Origin of the sequence: Halococcus sp. AFM35 (assembly GCF_051195015.1) — an archaeon.
Taxonomy (GTDB): domain Archaea; phylum Halobacteriota; class Halobacteria; order Halobacteriales; family Halococcaceae; genus Halococcus.
In genome coordinates this window covers 120,143-135,529 of record NZ_JBNTJU010000002.1, presented here as the reverse complement: position 1 = coordinate 135,529, position 15,387 = coordinate 120,143, and the positions used below count along the sequence as shown (strand labels likewise).

Sequence of the window (15,387 nt, the reverse complement as noted above, 5' to 3'; positions counted from 1 at the left end):
CAACGCGACGACCTTACCCGCCGGCTGGATTAAACGTTCGCATGGTCCGGGTGGCGAGGCGAAGGCCTTAGGCCGGTCTCGGCCCAAACGGACCCATGAGCACCACCCAAGCGACACCCACCGAGACGACCGAGCCGCTCACGCTCTATCGACTCCAGGCCTGTCCGTTCTGTGAGCGGGTCGTGCGCCGTCTCGACGAGCTGGACATCGACTACGAATCGCGCTTCGTCGAGCCGCTGCACTCGAAACGCGACGCCGTCAAGCGTGCCTGTGGCAAGCGCACCGTCCCAGCAATTGTGGACCCGAACACCGGCGTGACGATGGCCGAGAGCGCGAACATCGTCGAGTATCTCGACGGCACCTACGGGGAGCAAGCCTAATGGTCGACTTCGATGTCGTCGAACTCGACGCCACCGACCACCCCGAGGTGGGCGAGGAGGCACCCGACTTCACCCGTCCGCTCGTCGATAGCGAGGTATGGGCGGACGTTTCGCTCTCGTCCCTGCTTGAGGACGGACCGCTCGTCCTCCTGTTCCATCCGATGGACGGGGCCTTCCCCGCGACCTACATCTGGAACGAAGTCCGCGACCGGGGTTGGACCGACGAGATAGACATAGTAGGCCTGTCGATTTCGACGCCGTACGAGCACAAACGGCTCATCGAGGAACGCGGTATCGACGCGCGGCTGTTTTCGGACCCACAGAACGGCGTCGCCGAGACGTACGACATCGTCAACGACCTCGACGGGATGGCCGGCGTCGCGGAACCGCGGCCCGCAGCGTTCGTCATCGACGAAGAAGGGACGGTTCAGTACGCGTGGGTGGCCGAGGAGTGGCCGGACTTCCCCGAGTACGACGCAATCGAGGCGGCCATCGACGAGCTGTGATGGATGTCTCGCGCGCCGCTGAAGCTGTCCGCGACGGCGAACTCGTCGTCTATCCGACCGAAACGGTCTATGGACTCGGAGCCGACGCACTCGACGGCGACGCCGTGGCACGCGTCTTCGAGGTCAAGGGCCGCTCGCGCGAAAAGCCGGTTTCGCTGGCCGTGCCGACGGTCGAGGCGGCGCTCGCGCACACGAACCCCAGCGACCGCGAGCAGCGATTCATGCACGAGTTCCTGCCGGGACCCGTTACCGTCCTCGTCGAGGCGCAAGAGACAGTACCAGAGGTTCTGACCGCCGGTCGCCCCCGAGTGGGAGTGCGTGTACCCGACCAGCCGGTGGCACGGGAGCTGCTTCGAGAGACGGGACCGCTCACGTCGACGAGCGCGAACGTGAGCGGGCAGCCGAGCGCGCGGCGCGTCGAGGGAATCGACGAATCGGTGCGTGCGGCCTGCGGGGCCGTCCTCGACGATGGCGAGTGTCCGGGTACCGAGAGCACCGTCGTCGACGTTTCGACGGACACCATCCACCGGCGCGGGGCACGGGCTTCGGACGTGGCGGCATGGCTCGATTAGCCCAAGCCAAGCAGCGAGCGCAGCGAGCGGGTCTTCACGCCGCACTCCTCGCGGTACTCACAGGACTCACACTTCGAGCGGTCGTCGAGGCGCGGCGGCGGGCCGTCGATTGATTCGAGCGTGCGGACCGCAGTACGGTAGGCCGCCGTCCGTCGCGTCGTGAGGGGTACTTCGCGGATGATACCATACGAGGGATACTCGACGAACGCGCGTTCGACCGGCGTTTCGCGCTCGAAGGCGAGCGCCTTCGCGGCCGCGACGGCGTGCACAGTTTGGGGGTGCCAGACGCCGTTTTCGGGCGGGTTGCCGGCAGAAACGAGTGATGGAGTGGGTGAATCGAGGGCTAGAACCTTGTGGGCGATGCCGCGACAGTCCTTGCCGGTGAGGAGCACGTCGCGGTCGGCGGGATGGGCGAGTGCGTCGAAGGCATCGAGACGAGCCTTCGCACACGAGAGATTCGTCCGGAGCTGGGTCGGCGTGACGTCGATTGGTGCCTCCGTGAGGTCGGCCCCGTCGAGGATGTCGTCGTACCGAAAGGCGAGTTCGCGGCAGTTCTCGACGTCCGGCGGCGGCCCGCGGTCGGCGTCGTCGCGCCACTGATAGTAACACTGCCGCGGGCAGTAGGCGGCCGTTCTGAGGTCGCTGAAGGCGTGTTTTCCCATGCGGCGGCTGGCCGCGGCTTCGGATATAAACGCTCGTATCGCTGCCACGTACCGGGCAAACCGAAGACCACTTCGGCGGCGGTGACGGAAGCCATATTGGCTCGGAGTCGCAATTCTCGGCGATGACCAAACGCCACGTGACGCTGCCGGCGGCCGCCGAAGCTGGTTTACAGGAGTTCCTCACCGACGTCGACGAGCGACTCTCGGGACCCGAAGATACGTGTACGGTGGTCGCCGAAACGCTCGCCGGTCTCTACGGCGACGGCGACGCCTACCGACGGTTTCTGGACGGTGAGGACGTCTCGCCGGCCGAGCGGGTACGACTACAGGGCTATGACCCCTGCAACGCGACGCTCGAAAGCGAGTATTACGCCGAGAAAGACGAGGAAAGGTTCGAAGACTCGAAACATCTCCAGTGGCTCTGGCGACAGTTCGACGCCACGCCGATGGCCGACAACGTCGACTTCGCGCTGCGATTCAGGCAGATGCTCGCCAATCACCTCTTCGAGGAAGCCGGCGAGAACCTCAGGCTGTTCAAGGGAATCTCGATGACCTACGGCCACAACATCTCGGTCGGCGATAACACTGTCATCCACGACGACGTCCACCTCGACGACCGCGGGGCGCTCGCCATCGGCAATCGAGTGAGTATTGCTGACGATACACACGTCTACAGCCACGACCACGACCTCGTCGACCAGACCGACATCGAGAACTTCCGCACCGTCATCGACGACGACGCACGCCTCGGCTACGACTCGATGGTTCGGGCGGGCGTGTGCGTCGGCAAGAACGCGATGGTCGGCGCGAAGGCGGTCCTCCAGCGTGACGTGCCGGCCCACCACGTCGCGGTCGGCACGCCCGCGAAATCGGTGAGAGTGAAGCCCGGCTGGGAATCGGTCGCCGAGCCGGTCGAAGACGCGAACGCCGACCGCCGCAGCGAGCGCCGCATCGCAACCGACCTCCCCGAGGACATGGAAGCCTTCGACGAGTTCGGCCGCGACCTGACCCCGCCGAACTGACTACGCCTCGTTCGACCACGACGAGCGCCCACCCTCGACGGCGGGGTCCGGGTCGGGCGTGGCGGCGACGGCCATCCGGCTGTCGGGGTCGTACCCGATGGCCCCGCGCTCGACGAGGGCCGGGATGTGGACGTGATGGAGCCGGATGGCGACGCGCGCCCGCTCGTCGTCGCTCACCGATTCGAGAGGGACGGAGCGCTCGCTCGCCACCACGTGGGCCGCGAGCGTCCCGAGTTCGACGGGATAGACGAACTGCCCGAGACAGCCGAGCAGATGGCGCTTGCGAGCGTCGCCCGTGCTCGGAACCGATGGGTCGCTCGATGCCGGCACCTGCTTCGAGGGCGAGGAGTCCTTTGACATGGCGACTGACGGACGGACGAACGGGCCAGCCATAAAGAAATTGCATGACTGTTCCGGGTGGACGAAGCTCCGGGGAGTCGGCCGCGCACTCATTCCGTCCCGCTCGCGTCGTCGCTGTCGTCGGCCGTGCCGGCGGCGGGTTCGGAGCCGACACCGGTGGCCGGACTCGCTTCCGGGCCGACCGACCGCTCGTGGAGCAGTCCCGGCAACACGACGTTGATGAACTGGACGACGAACACGACGACCAGCGGCCCGAAGAACAGGCCATACCAGCCGAACAGCACAGTTCCAAGGATGTACGCGAACATCACGAGACCGGTGTGCAGCGTCCGGCCCGAGAGGTACGGTCGGAGGAACATGACGGGAAGCATATCGAGGAAGACGAACGCGACGACGAAGAAGACGGCCGGGAACCACAGCAGCGTGGGGTCGGTGCGGAACGCCTCGACGACGAGATACAGCCCCATCGGGACGTAGACGAGCTTGCCGACGACGATGGGGACGAAACTCGCAAGCCCGGTCGCCAACGCGAGCGCGGTCGGCAACGGAATCGAGAGCTGTGGGGGTGCAACGGCGTTCAGGCCGTTGTAGACGGCGGCGGCGACGACCGCGACGAGCAACACGGTGAGCACGTTGCCGAAGTACACCGAGTGAAGGTCGCGGTCGATGGCCGAGAGGAAGGCGTGCTGGGCCGTCCCCTCGTCGCCGACCTCGGCGCGAAACCACGCCGCGAGGTCGTGGTCGTCGCGCAGGAGGTAGAAGGCGAAGGTGAGCGAGAGGAACAGATGCAACAGTCCGGTGGTGAGCGTCGAGAGCACCCCGAGTCCCTGACTGACCACCTGCTGGAAAACGCCGGAGTCACCCAACTGCTGTCTGAGAGCCCTGAGCGCATCGAGCGGGCCGCCTCGGAGCCGGGAGACGTCGAGATACGGTCGGAGGAACTGGGTGTACCGGTCGGCGAGCGGTCCCTGAAGCGAGCTGAGCTGGCCGAGACCGATGACGACGAGATACGCAGCCAGCAACAGCGCCGGCAGCGCGACCACGACCATCGTCAGCGCAGCCGCCGGACCACTCGACAGCACCGCCTCCAGTCGGCGGTTCACCGGTCGAACGGCGTAGTAGACGAACAGCCCGAGCACGAACGTCCCGACGAACGAATAGCCGATGAACGACACCGTCGCCGCGACCGCGACGCCGAGCAGCCACCAGCCGAGACGCGAGCGGTCGCCGAGAACGTCGAAGTCCATGCCCGGAGAAACAGGGAGCGTCGGAAAACGCTGCTGCCAGCATGCGTCACGGGTTCCGTGAAGAACCACCACAAAACTCATTACGGGCAGCCAAGTAGTGAGAGACGGGACGACGGTGCTCCCGCTCGGAGGCAGGTTCGCAAAACGGTAAGAACCCCGTTGCGTGGCATCACCCTGTCTTCGGGGTTTTCCAGACTGGTCCGCTGCCAGCCTATCGGTTTCGGGTTCCTTCGGAACAAAAGCGTTCTGTTTCCGTTCGGTATCTCAAACGACCCATTCGACCCTATAGAGATCAGCCTTCGGCTGCGAACGGTGCTCCGGAATCGACGACCGTCGGTGCGCCGTGACCGTCATCGTTATGACGGCGGTGACACAAACGGGAGACGAGCGTCAGTGGTGTAGCCTGGTATCACCTCAGCTTCCCATGCTGATGACCCGCGTTCAAATCGCGGCTGACGCATCCTTCAGTCCGTTTCGATGTCGCCGTCGGGGTCGCCCGCTGGCGCGCCCACCGCTTGGCCGTCGTCGGTTTCGGCCATCGCCTCGATACCGCCGGCTTCCTCCGATTCGGCCGCCTGGCGCTGGCGGAGGCTCTGACGGGTGAACTCGGGCGTCGCCCGAACCCCCGACTCGCGGCTGCGAAACGAGCGAATCAAAAAGAGCGCGACGCCGACCGAGAAGGCGGCGGCGAGAACGGTCGCACCCGTGGTCGCAAACGAGTAGAGCATCGCCGTCGAGATGACGCCCGCAGTCAGCAACGCGCCGAAGACGAGGCGGTTGGCGAGCGTCTCGAAGAGGTCGTCGGTGTCGTCGATGTCGGCATGAACCGACAGGTTTCCCTGGTTCAGCGAATCCAGTGTGCGTTCGAGTTTCGGCGGGGCTCGCACCGCGGCCTGTGCGAGGTCCTGGACCTCCTCGCTGCGGCCTTCGAGGAACTGTCTGAGGCCCTCCTCGCGGTAGCCCTCCTCGACGAGGTAGTCGGTGGCCACGGAGATGAAATCGAAGTTCGGGTCGAGCGTGACACAGACCCCCTCGACGACCGTCGCTACGCGGAGGACCAAGGCGAGGTTGGCGGGCAACCGGAGCGGAAATTCGTAAATCGTGTCCTCGACCTGCCCGACGACCTCCTGGATTCGGTACTGGTCGACCTCCTCGCCGCGGACGTCCTGGATGGCGAGTTCCATCACGTTGCCCATCGTCTCGCGGTCGGCCTCGGGACTCAGGGTTCCCATCTCGACGAGTGCGTCGAGGATGGCGTCGATGTCCTGATTGGCGATGCCCATGTAGAACTCGATGATCTTGTCTTGGATGTACCCCTCCACATGGCCGCTCATCCCGAAGTCGTAGAACACCAATGTTCCGTCGGGTTTGACCGAAAGGTTGCCGGGGTGTGGGTCGGCGTGGAAGACGCCATCCTGGATTATCATCTGGAGGTAGATGCGTTCGAGGCGTTCTGCCAATCCTGTTCGGTCGATACCCATCGCGTCGAGTTCGTCGATGGCCGTAATCTTCGTGCCGCTCACGTACTCCATCGTGAGAATTCGGGGTGTGGAGTGGCTCTCGACGACGCTCGGGATGCGAATCGTCGAATCGCCCGCGAAGTTGTCCTTGATCTCCGCCAGCATCCGCGCCTCGCGCGCGTAATCGATCTCCTGATGGATGGTCGTGTCGAACTCCTCGGCGAGCGTCTCCAGCGAAAAGGAGCGCGCCTCGCCGATGAAACGGATGATGACGGGCAGGCTCCACTTGATGACTTTGAGGTCGGCCTCGACCAGTTCCTCGACGTTCGGCCGGCGAACCTTCACCGCGACCGCCTCGCCGTCGAGTTCGGCCCGGTAGACCTGTCCGAGGCTCGCCCCGGAGATGGCGTCGGTATCGAAGCTGTCGAAGGCCTCCTCGGCGGGACCGAGTTCGTCCTCGATGACCCCTTCGGCCTCGCTCCAGTCGGCCGGCGGCACCTCGTCCTGGAGTTTCGAGAACTCGGCGACGTATTCTGGTGGGAGGACGTCCGGACGCGTCGAGAGGAGCTGGCCGAGCTTGATGAACGTCGGCCCGAGCGTGAGGAGGGTGTCGAGCAGCGTTCGCGCGCGTTCGCGACGCATCGCGCTCGTGACCTCCCGCCGCCTGCCGAAGAGGAGGAAGCGCCGGCGGTCGCGCAGATAGGCGACAATCAGCGGGAAGAACTGGCGGAGAACGACGAAGAACCGTCCGTACGCGCGGACGTTCACTGCGGCACCCTCACGTCTCGGCGGCCGGCCCCGGCTTCTCGCCGGTCGTTATCGGAATCGTCGTCTCGTCGGTACCCTCGCGTTTGGGCAGGCGCAGCGTGAGCGTACCGTGGTCGAGCGAGCCGTCGGCCTCGCCCGCGACGACGTTCGGCGGCAGCGGGAGGTCGGTATCGAGAAAGAGCGGGCGGTCCTCCCGCAGGTAGCGAAATTCCATCGGAAGGTTCTTCTCCCGACGCGCTTCGATGTGGAGGTGCGTTCCCTCCGTGCGGACGTCGAGCGTCTCGCTGCTCACGCCGGGCAGGTCGATGACGAGGAGATACGCCGTCTCGGATTCGTACAGGTCGGCGAACACCGGGTCCGGGAGGTCACCCAGCGCGTTCGACAGCGCGGACATGGTAGTCCGAAACAGCGCCACGGCGAAAAACCCCGCGATAGCGGCCGTTGAAACCGCCGATTGCGTCGGTGAACGGTCCGAAACGGTCCGGAACAATGAGAAACCGTCCACAACCATCGGTACCCTTCTTGTCTGACTCGTCCGTGGTGAACAGTAATGACGCAGGTCCCCCACGACGTTGCCGCGACCGACGACGAACGAACCTCTCCCGCAGTGGTGCTCCGCAACGAGGACGACGCCGCCCACGCGCTCGACGTGCGCATCACCGGGGACGACGGCGTGGTCAACGAGGCCAGCCACACCGTCGCCGGCGACAGCCAGTACGCCATCGAGTCGACGGGCGTGGACGCCGGGACGCTACGGGTCGACCTCCATGCCGACAACGGCGGGGCGGCGAGCCTCACCGTCGACGCGCGGCGCGCGCCCGTCCCGGAGTTCGTCGTTCGCCGGGAGACGATTCTCGTCGCCGGCCTGAACTGACCCGCCAGACGTTTTTGTCCCGCCCTCGGTAGCTAGTCCATGAGCGACGCCGGCTTCAAGCGACTGACCCGTCTCGACGACGCGCGCGAGCGGCTGTTCGAGCGGGTCACACCGACCGACCGCACGACGACCCGCCGGCTCGAAGCGGCCGATGGGTACGTGCTCGCGGCGGCCATCGACGCCCGGCGTGACGTACCTCACTACGAACGCGCGGCGATGGACGGCTTTGCCGTCCGCGCGCGGGATACCTTCGGGGCGAGCGAGCGCTCGCCGGCCGTCCTCGCTCGCGCCGAGACGGTCGGCCCGGACATGGGGGCGTGGGTCCATACCGGCAGCGACCTCCCCGCAGGGGCCGATGCGGTCGTGATGGTCGAACACACAGATGAGGTCGGCGAGGAAATCGAAGTCCGCGAGCCGGTGGCCGAGGGGGCAAACGTCGCACCCGTCGGCGAGGACGTCGCGGCGGGAACGCGCCTCTACGGGGTCGGTCATCGGCTTCGGCCCTCGGACCTCGGCCTGCTCAAATCGGCCGGCGTGCGGGACGTCGAGACCTACGACCCGCCGACCGCTGGCGTGATTCCGACCGGCGAGGAACTCGTCCAGAGTGAGCCGAAAGCGGGCGAAACCGTCGAGACCAACGGTCTCACGGTCTCACGGTACGTCGAGCGCTGGGGTGGCGAGGCGACCTATCGGGAGGTGGTCACCGACGAGCGCGCGGCGCTGCGGGCGGCCATCGAGCGCGACCTGACGAAGGACATCGTGGTGACCACGGGCGGGTCGTCGGTCGGCGAGCGCGACCTCGTACCCGAGGTCATCGACGAACTGGGTGAGCTGTTGGTCCACGGCGTCGCGCTCAAACCCGGCCACCCGGTTGGAGTCGGTATCGTTGAGGGGACACCTGTTCTCGCGCTACCGGGCTATCCGGTCGCGTCCATCGTCACCGCCGTGCAGTTGCTCCGGCCGGCGCTGAAGCGTGTCGGTCACTTACCGCTTCATCCACAGCCGACGAGCGAGGCGCGACTCGACCGAAAGATCGCCAGCGAACCCGGCACGCGGACGTTCGCGCGGGTCGAGCTGGACGGTTCCGACGACCCGGTGGCCGTGCCGGTGCGGACGGGCGGCGCGGGCGTGCTGTCGAGCGTCGCGCTCGCCGACGGCTGGGTCGTCGTTCCCGAGCGACGGGAGGGAGTTCCTGCCGGCGAGACCGTCGCCGTCGAACACTGGGAGCGCCTGCCATGAGCGGACGAAAGGAGTTCCGCGACCTCGCCACGCCCGAGGAAGCTCACGCGACCATCGCCGACCTCGACATCGGCGGCGGTACTGAGATGGTGGCACTCGCCGAGGCGAACGGATGTGTGCTCGCCGAGCGAGTCGATGCCGGTCTCGACGTGCCGGGGTTCGACCGGTCGGCACTCGACGGCTACGCGCTCCGTGCCCGCGAGACCTTCGGCGCGAGCGAGGGTGACCCCACCGCCTTCACCGTGGTCGGGACCGTCGAGACCGGTGAGCCGCCAGCCGTCGACATCGAATCCGGAGAGGCAGTCGAAATCGCCACCGGGGCCGTGATGCCCGACGACGCCGACGCGATGGTGCCGGTCGAGCAAACCGACGAGCGAAAGGATGAACTGCTCGTCCGCACCGCGGTGACGCCGGGCGAGAACGTGATGGTCGCGGGTGCGGACATCGCGGCGGGCGAACGCGCGCTCGGTCCCGGCACTCGGCTCACCGCCAGAGAGGTCGGCCTGCTGTCGGCACTCGGTGCCGATGAGCTTCCCGTGCGCGCGAAACCACGGGTGGGCATCGTCTCGACGGGTGACGAACTCGTCCGGCCCGGCGACGAACTCGACAGCGGGCGTGGCCAAATCTACGACGTCAACAGCTACGCGACCGCGACGGGCGTCAGGGAGGCCGGCGGCGAGCCCGTCATGTACCCTCACGCGGGCGACGACACCGAGGAGATGGAGCGCGTGCTCCGCGAGGCCGCCGCCGAGTGTGACCTCGTGCTGTCGTCGGGATCGACCTCCGCGAGCGCCGTCGACGTTATCCATCGGGTTATCGACGAGCAGGGTGAACTCCTGCTTCACGGGGTGGCCATCAAACCCGGCAAGCCGATGCTCGTCGGCCGATTGGAGGAAGCGGCGTACGTCGGTCTTCCCGGATACCCGGTCTCGGCGCTGTCGATCTTCCGCACGTTCGTCGCACCGGCCATCCGCCGGGCCGCCGGTCAGTCCGAACCTGAAACGGCGACCGTCGAGGGCCGAATGGCGAGTCATGAACGCCACGAGGAGGGCCGCCGTCGGCTCGTGCCGGTCGGATTGGTCGTCAACGGCGATGGGGAAGTGCTGGTCTATCCCGTCGACAAGGGCAGCGGCGCGACGACGAGCCTCGTCGAGGCCGACGGCATCGTGGAGATGCCGGCCGACGTCAACTACCTCGACGCGGGCGAGGCAGTGACCGTGCAGCTATTCTCGCCGGACGTTCGCCCGCCGACGCTGTTCGGCGTCGGCGAGGACGACCCGCTACTCTCCCGATTGCTCGACCGCCTCGACCGCCCGCGATACCTGCATCAGGGCAGTCGCGGCGGTCAGCGGCAACTGCGCGACGGTGTGACCGATATCGGGGTGAGTTCGATAGCCGACGCCGAGGTCGGCACCGACATCGGCGGCTGGACGCGCGAGTGGGGACTGGTGGTCCCCGACGGAAATCCCGACGGTGTCGAAGGAGTTGCGGACCTCGTTGACGACGACCTGCGCTTCGTCAACCGGCCGACCGAATCCGGACTCCGGACGAGTCTCTCGAACGCGCTCGCAGACCTCGCCGACGAGCGCGACATCGAGCGCCACGACCTCGTCGACGCCATCGACGGGTTCGAGTTCACCGTACAGGCCCACGAAAGCCCCGCACGACGGGTGCTCGCGGGCGACGGCGACGCCGGTCTCGGCCTGCGTGCAACGGCCGCGAAACTCGGCTGTGGGTTCGTTCCAGTTGGTAGCGAGCGGGTGCGCGTGCTCGCAAATCCAGAGCGCACGGATAAGCCGGGCGTCGAGGAACTCGAAACCGAACTCACCGACATCGACTCGCTGCTCGACGAGATACCCGGATACAGCCGCTGAAGTGCCGGCCGGCAGCCGGCGGTTGCGGTTGGCGGCCGTGGTGCGGTTCCTGGTGGATGAAGGGCGAGCGACCATCGGGAGCGAGGGCTTCTGCGGTGCTGTCGCGGTGCGGAGAGCGGTGGCATCCGCGCGAGCGCGGTTCGCCGTGAGTAGCGAGGGACCGAAGGTCCCTCGGACCATGCGAACGGGCGTTCACGAGAGCTTCGCTCTCGTGCAGCCCATCAGAAGCCTTCGGCTTCTGAGGACGCTCCGCGCCCGTGAACAGACGAACGAAGTGATCGAGCGGGAGTTTTTGGTCCAGATTTTTGCGAATCCCCTGCGAGCGAACGGAGTGAGCGAGCAACGGGGGTGAAGTAAAAAGGTGGTGGCTTCAGGGGTAGGTGAACCACTCATCGTAGGCGTCGGTGCGGCGCTCGACGACCTCGAAGAATTTCGATTGGATGTCCTCGGTGACGGGACCGCGCTCGCCCGGCCCGATGGTGACGTCGTCGACCGAGCGGATGGGGGTGATTTCGGCGGCGCTCCCGGTGAAAAAGAGTTCGTCGGCGGTGTAGAGTTCGCCGCGGCTGATGGCCGCCTCGTCGTGGACCGTGTAGCCGAGGTCCCGGGCGAGCGTGATGGCCGTCCGGCGGGTGATGCCATCCAGAATGCTCTCGGACAGACCAGGAGTATAGAGTTCGCCGTCGTTGACGAGGAAGACGTTCTCCCCTGGGCCTTCGGCGACGTTGCCCTCCTTGTTGAGAACGATGGCCTCGACGTAGTCGTTCCGTCGGGCCTCCTCGCCGGCGAGCATCGAGTTCACGTATAACCCTGTGGTCTTCGCGTTCGTGGGAACCTGGCTGGAGGCGTGTTTGCGCCACGACGAGACCATCACGTCGACGCCGTTTTCGAGCGCCTCCTCGCCGAGATACGTCCCCCACGGCCAGCAGGCGATAGCAGTTCTGGTGGGACAGTCCTTGGGACTCACGCCCAGACTGTTGTAGCCGTAGAAGGCGATGGGACGGATGTAACACGACTGGAGGTCCTGGCTCTCGATGAGTTCGAGCGTCGCCTCGGTGAGCTCCTCCCGGGAGTGGTCGATGTCCATGTCGTAGGGTTTCGCGGAGTTGTAGAACCGGTCGAGGTGTTCGTCCCAGCGGAAAATCGCGGGACCCTCCTCGGTGTCGTAACACCGCACGCCCTCGAAGATGCCCGAGCCGTAGTGGAGTCCGTGAGTCAGCACGTGCACCTGGGCCTCGTCCCAGTCGACGAACTCGCCGTCCATCCATATCGTGTCGACGTCCATGTCCTCGAAGCCGCTCATAGCTCGAAATCGTCGGGCGATGTCTTAAATCCACGAGTGTCGGTCGGCCCAATGCTTGCCGCCGGCCGCGGCGGATACCCCCAAGTAATTATTTCGAGAGTCTTAATTACCCTAGTGAATTAGTCAGCGGCGATGAGCGATTTCGCACCGCTTTCATACGAAGACATCGCGCCCGCGCGCCGGCCGAGCCTCACCGAGGCGCTCGTGCCGGTCGGCGCGGTCGTGGTCTTCCTCGGCATCGGGTCGGGGTATCTGGGTCTCGCACCGCACGGGCCGCTGCTGTGGGCCGTCGTTTTCACCGGACTGTTCGCCCGTTATCGGTTCGATTACGACTGGGAAGAACTCTACGACGCCGCCGCGAGCGGGTTGCGGATGGGCTTGCAGGCGATACTCATCCTCTTCGTCATCTACAGTCTCATCGCGACGTGGACGAGCGCGGGCACGATTCCGGGCCTGATGTACTACGGTCTCGGAGTGCTCTCGCCGAGCATATTCCTCCCGGTGGCTGCCGTGCTCGCGGCGGTCGTGGCCTTCGCGGTCGGCTCCTCGTGGACCACGGTGGGAACGCTCGGGGTGGCGTTCATCGGCATCGGCGAGGGTCTCGGCGTTCCCGCACCGATGACCGCGGGTGCGGTCGTCTCGGGAGCCTACGCCGGCGACAAGCAGAGCCCGCTGTCGGACACGACGAACCTCGCGGCCGGCGTCACCGATACGAACCTCTACGCACATATCCGAGCGATGCGATTCGGGACGCTTCTCGCGTTCGGTCTCTCGGTGCTCGCCTACGGAGGCCTCGGCGCGGCCGTCATCGACGCCGCCGGCGCGAACGCCGCGGCCATCAGCGACCCGCTCGCGGCGACCTACGCGCTCGGTCCGCTCGTCTTCGCCCCGCTGGTCGTAACGTTCGGTCTCGCCATCTACGGGATTCCGGCGCTGCCGGCGCTGCTCGCGGGTGTCTTCGCCGGCGCGTTCACCACGATGTTCGTACAGGGCGCGTCGTTCACGCGGGCGTGGGAGGTGTTTTTGAACGGCACTGCCCCGGAGACGGGCAGCGAGGTCGTGAACGGCCTGCTCGCGACCGGTGGAATCACCGGTTCGGCGTGGACCATCGCGGTCGTCGTCGCGGCGCTCTCTCTGGGTGGGTTGCTCGAACGCACCGGTGTCCTCGCGGTGCTCGCCCACCACCTCGCGGCGGCCATCGACTCGCCCGGCTCGCTCGTCGCCGGCACGGGCGTCGCCGCAATAGTGACCAACGCCGTCACTGCCCAGCAGTACATGAGCATCGTCGTCCCTGGGATGAGCCTGCGGAGTCTCTACGACGAACATGACCTGAAGACGACCGACCTCTCGCGGGCAGTCGAGGCCGCCGGCACGCCCACCGGACCGCTCTTCCCGTGGCATGCGGGGGCGGTCTACATGGCCGGCGTGCTCGGGTTCGCCACCTCGTGGACGTTCGTGCCGTACTACTTCTTCGGCTTCCTCTCGCCGGCGGTACTATTTGTAATGGCCTACACGGGCCACGGCGTCGACCAGCGCGCCCGAACGGACGCGGTAACTGCCAACGACTAACGGAAGGCGTCGAGGACCGCGCTTCCCTCGACGTACACCAATCCGTTCCGCTCGGCATAGGCCTGTGCGCCCGCCGGCGGGAGTTCCCCACCCGCGTCGTCGAGCATCTCACAGACGACGACCGCCGGCGGGCACTCGGCGGCGTCGGCGAGCGCGAGCGCGAGTTCGGTGTGGCCGCGGCGCTCGGCCACTCCTCCCGAGGCTCCGCGGAGCAGATGGACGTGGCCGGGCGCGCGGAACTCGTCGGCGAAGTCGGTTTCGTCGGGTGCGGCAGCCGCACGCGCGAGTTCAGTGATGGTTTTCGCCCGGTCGTCGTCGGTGATGCCGGTGTAGGTGTCGCGGTGGTTCACCGTCAGCGAGAAGGACGACCGGTCGCCGTAGCTCAACGTCCCCCCGTCGGCCGCAGGATGGTCGATGGTCTCACGGGCGAAGGGGAGGTCGAACGCGCGGGCCACGGTGTCCGAAAGCGCGACACAGACCAGCCCGCCGGCGTCGTTGCGCAGGTGTGCGAGTGAATCGGAAGTGACGGCAGCGGCGGGATAGACGAGGTCGGTCTCGCCCTCGCGGTCGGCGGCATCGTGAATCAGGACTGGGTCGCCGGCCGCCAGCGAGCGAATCGCCCGTTCGACCGGTTCCGCGTTCCCGTGGTCGAGGGCGTGGTCGCTGGTCCGCGAGGTCACGATGCCACCTCGATGCGCACAGTGATAGGCTCCCCGTCGGCAAGCCCGAACTCCTCGCGGAGTTTCACCGGCGCGATGACTTCGAGCTGGTCCTCGTCGTGGTGGGTCCGTTCGGGCGCGATGACGTGGGCGCGATCGTACTCCCGACCGTCGTGGAGGACCGTCGCGGGATAGCAAAACGCCGGGCCATACGTACGGTCGTCGTCCTCCCAGCCGTCGATTTTCGTGGGTTCGGCCGCATCGAGCGCCGTGCGCGCTCTGGTGCTCTCGGCGGCGAGTGCAACGTTGAGTGTGCCGGGAAACGGCTCGTAGCCGAGTCGGTCCTCGAACTGGGCCATGTAGCCCGACAGCGAGATGTAGTGGCGACCCTCGCCCATCCCGCTCGTCACGGTCCCATCGAGTTCGACAGTCGTGTGCTCCTCGAACAGGCGTCGGTAGTCGGCGTACTCGGCCCGCAGCGCGCGCTCGCCGGTCTCGGTCACTGCGACCCACTGACCGTCGGCGACGGTTTCACGGGCGAGGAGTCCGGCATCGTCGAGGTGCTGGAGGCGTCTGGAGGCGGTCTGGTTCGAGGCGTCGAGGTCGGCCGCGAGGGCCGCACAGGAGATTTTGACGTCGCTTTCGAGCGCGCCATCGAGTGCGAGCAGCTTGAGGGTGGTGAGTTCGTCGTTGCCAACTGTGCCCTCGGTTGCCATCGACATGGTTCGATACAACGACCCGCCCCGCATAAGCGTATCGGATGTGGAATGGATACCAAAAACGTGATGCGGTTCGTCGGTCGGGTGTCATCACGGAGTCCGGACGGATGACGGTAAACTCCTCGGCTTTCGGCAACGAGGCATCTACTCGAACCCAACACGCATTTGGTGGG

The 15,387-nt window shown here is 66.4% G+C and carries 16 protein-coding genes and 1 tRNA gene; 9 read left to right on the top strand and 8 right to left on the bottom strand.

Annotated features, from left to right (window positions below):
- Window positions 1–95 precede the first annotated feature (95 nt).
- Genes ACQUQO_RS02395 through ACQUQO_RS02385 form a run of 3 tightly spaced genes read left to right on the top strand, consistent with a single transcriptional unit; the run spans window position 96 to window position 1,458 of the window.
- Window positions 96–380: a glutathione S-transferase N-terminal domain-containing protein gene (locus tag ACQUQO_RS02395; RefSeq protein ID WP_435076342.1), complete on the top strand. Its 285-nt coding sequence runs from the start codon at window positions 96–98 to the stop codon at window positions 378–380.
- The gene (locus tag ACQUQO_RS02390) at window positions 380–886 is read left to right on the top strand and encodes a redoxin domain-containing protein (RefSeq protein ID WP_435076341.1); all 507 of its coding nucleotides are present in this window, start codon (window positions 380–382) and stop codon (window positions 884–886) included. Before ACQUQO_RS02395 ends, ACQUQO_RS02390 begins: the two co-directional genes overlap by 1 nt.
- Window positions 883–1,458 (top strand): L-threonylcarbamoyladenylate synthase, encoded by a 576-nt coding sequence (locus ACQUQO_RS02385; protein ID WP_435076340.1) that lies wholly within the window; start codon window positions 883–885, stop codon window positions 1,456–1,458. Before ACQUQO_RS02390 ends, ACQUQO_RS02385 begins: the two co-directional genes overlap by 4 nt.
- Here ACQUQO_RS02385 and ACQUQO_RS02380 read toward each other — a convergent pair.
- Entirely contained in the window at window positions 1,455–2,120 is a 666-nt protein-coding gene (locus ACQUQO_RS02380; protein WP_435076338.1) for a CRISPR-associated protein Cas4, read from the bottom strand. The two genes, ACQUQO_RS02385 and ACQUQO_RS02380, sit on opposite strands and share 4 nt — an antisense overlap.
- Before the next feature lie 122 nt (window positions 2,121–2,242).
- Between ACQUQO_RS02380 and ACQUQO_RS02375 the strand changes: the two genes are divergently transcribed.
- On the top strand, window positions 2,243–3,142 hold the full coding sequence (locus ACQUQO_RS02375) for an acyltransferase (RefSeq protein WP_435076337.1): 900 nt from the start codon (window positions 2,243–2,245) through the stop codon (window positions 3,140–3,142).
- On the opposite strand, the gene ACQUQO_RS02370 is transcribed toward ACQUQO_RS02375, so the two are convergent.
- Window positions 3,143–3,502: a DUF7344 domain-containing protein gene (locus ACQUQO_RS02370; RefSeq protein ID WP_435076336.1), complete on the bottom strand. Its 360-nt coding sequence runs from the start codon at window positions 3,500–3,502 to the stop codon at window positions 3,143–3,145.
- An 89-nt stretch (window positions 3,503–3,591) separates the two neighbouring features.
- On the bottom strand, window positions 3,592–4,749 hold the full coding sequence (locus tag ACQUQO_RS02365; RefSeq protein WP_435076335.1) for an AI-2E family transporter: 1,158 nt from the start codon (window positions 4,747–4,749) through the stop codon (window positions 3,592–3,594).
- Between the two features lie 387 nt (window positions 4,750–5,136).
- Here ACQUQO_RS02365 and ACQUQO_RS02360 point away from each other — a divergent pair.
- A tRNA-Gly gene (locus ACQUQO_RS02360) sits at window positions 5,137–5,209 on the top strand.
- Window positions 5,210–5,213: 4 nt separating this feature from the next.
- Here the strand turns inward: ACQUQO_RS02360 and ACQUQO_RS02355 are convergent.
- Entirely contained in the window at window positions 5,214–6,977 is a 1,764-nt protein-coding gene (locus ACQUQO_RS02355) for an ABC1 kinase family protein (protein WP_435076334.1), read from the bottom strand.
- Window positions 6,978–6,987: 10 nt separating this feature from the next.
- The gene (locus ACQUQO_RS02350) at window positions 6,988–7,371 is read right to left on the bottom strand and encodes an Hsp20/alpha crystallin family protein (RefSeq protein ID WP_435076333.1); all 384 of its coding nucleotides are present in this window, start codon (window positions 7,369–7,371) and stop codon (window positions 6,988–6,990) included.
- 156 nt (window positions 7,372–7,527) lie between these two features.
- Here ACQUQO_RS02350 and ACQUQO_RS02345 point away from each other — a divergent pair, with 156 nt between their 5' ends.
- The 3 genes from ACQUQO_RS02345 to ACQUQO_RS02335 are packed head-to-tail and all read left to right on the top strand — an operon-like array spanning window position 7,528 to window position 10,964.
- A complete protein-coding gene (locus tag ACQUQO_RS02345) occupies window positions 7,528–7,851 on the top strand; it encodes a hypothetical protein (RefSeq protein ID WP_435076332.1) in 324 nt (107 codons plus the stop codon).
- Window positions 7,852–7,890: 39 nt separating this feature from the next.
- Entirely contained in the window at window positions 7,891–9,090 is a 1,200-nt protein-coding gene (locus tag ACQUQO_RS02340) for a molybdopterin molybdotransferase MoeA (RefSeq protein ID WP_435076331.1), read from the top strand.
- Complete coding sequence (locus tag ACQUQO_RS02335; protein WP_435076330.1) at window positions 9,087–10,964, top strand: molybdopterin biosynthesis protein; 1,878 nt, start codon at window positions 9,087–9,089, stop codon at window positions 10,962–10,964. Before ACQUQO_RS02340 ends, ACQUQO_RS02335 begins: the two co-directional genes overlap by 4 nt.
- A 370-nt stretch (window positions 10,965–11,334) precedes the next feature.
- Here ACQUQO_RS02335 and ACQUQO_RS02330 read toward each other — a convergent pair whose 3' ends face one another.
- Window positions 11,335–12,267 carry a branched-chain amino acid transaminase gene (locus ACQUQO_RS02330; protein WP_435076329.1) on the bottom strand — a complete coding sequence of 311 codons (933 nt, stop codon included), beginning with the start codon at window positions 12,265–12,267 and terminating at the stop codon, window positions 11,335–11,337.
- A gap of 132 nt (window positions 12,268–12,399) precedes the next feature.
- On the opposite strand from ACQUQO_RS02330, the gene ACQUQO_RS02325 reads away from it, so the two are divergent.
- Window positions 12,400–13,836: a Na+/H+ antiporter NhaC family protein gene (locus ACQUQO_RS02325; protein ID WP_435076328.1), complete on the top strand. Its 1,437-nt coding sequence runs from the start codon at window positions 12,400–12,402 to the stop codon at window positions 13,834–13,836.
- Here ACQUQO_RS02325 and ribB read toward each other — a convergent pair.
- The gene (ribB, locus tag ACQUQO_RS02320; protein ID WP_435076327.1) at window positions 13,833–14,516 is read right to left on the bottom strand and encodes a 3,4-dihydroxy-2-butanone-4-phosphate synthase; all 684 of its coding nucleotides are present in this window, start codon (window positions 14,514–14,516) and stop codon (window positions 13,833–13,835) included. The genes ACQUQO_RS02325 and ribB overlap by 4 nt on opposite strands.
- Window positions 14,513–15,217 (bottom strand): DUF120 domain-containing protein, encoded by a 705-nt coding sequence (locus ACQUQO_RS02315; RefSeq protein ID WP_435076326.1) that lies wholly within the window; start codon window positions 15,215–15,217, stop codon window positions 14,513–14,515. The genes ribB and ACQUQO_RS02315 overlap by 4 nt, the downstream gene beginning before the upstream one ends.
- Between the last annotated feature and the right edge of the window lie 170 nt (window positions 15,218–15,387).

What these genes read in the sequence shown, in the direction of transcription:
- ACQUQO_RS02330 (WP_435076329.1), bottom strand. Translation starts at nt 12,267, where the DNA reads ATGAGCGGCTTCGAGGACATGGACGTCGACACGATATGGATGGACGGC.
- ACQUQO_RS02350 (WP_435076333.1), bottom strand. Translation starts at nt 7,371, where the DNA reads ATGTCCGCGCTGTCGAACGCGCTGGGTGACCTCCCGGACCCGGTGTTC.
- ACQUQO_RS02370 (WP_435076336.1), bottom strand. Translation starts at nt 3,502, where the DNA reads ATGTCAAAGGACTCCTCGCCCTCGAAGCAGGTGCCGGCATCGAGCGAC.
- ACQUQO_RS02335 (WP_435076330.1), top strand. Translation starts at nt 9,087, where the DNA reads ATGAGCGGACGAAAGGAGTTCCGCGACCTCGCCACGCCCGAGGAAGCT.
- ACQUQO_RS02340 (WP_435076331.1), top strand. Translation starts at nt 7,891, where the DNA reads ATGAGCGACGCCGGCTTCAAGCGACTGACCCGTCTCGACGACGCGCGC.
- ACQUQO_RS02315 (WP_435076326.1), bottom strand. Translation starts at nt 15,217, where the DNA reads ATGTCGATGGCAACCGAGGGCACAGTTGGCAACGACGAACTCACCACC.
- ACQUQO_RS02375 (WP_435076337.1), top strand. Translation starts at nt 2,243, where the DNA reads ATGACCAAACGCCACGTGACGCTGCCGGCGGCCGCCGAAGCTGGTTTA.
- ACQUQO_RS02390 (WP_435076341.1), top strand. Translation starts at nt 380, where the DNA reads ATGGTCGACTTCGATGTCGTCGAACTCGACGCCACCGACCACCCCGAG.
- ACQUQO_RS02345 (WP_435076332.1), top strand. Translation starts at nt 7,528, where the DNA reads ATGACGCAGGTCCCCCACGACGTTGCCGCGACCGACGACGAACGAACC.
- ACQUQO_RS02380 (WP_435076338.1), bottom strand. Translation starts at nt 2,120, where the DNA reads ATGGGAAAACACGCCTTCAGCGACCTCAGAACGGCCGCCTACTGCCCG.
- ACQUQO_RS02395 (WP_435076342.1), top strand. Translation starts at nt 96, where the DNA reads ATGAGCACCACCCAAGCGACACCCACCGAGACGACCGAGCCGCTCACG.
- ACQUQO_RS02325 (WP_435076328.1), top strand. Translation starts at nt 12,400, where the DNA reads ATGAGCGATTTCGCACCGCTTTCATACGAAGACATCGCGCCCGCGCGC.
- ACQUQO_RS02365 (WP_435076335.1), bottom strand. Translation starts at nt 4,749, where the DNA reads ATGGACTTCGACGTTCTCGGCGACCGCTCGCGTCTCGGCTGGTGGCTG.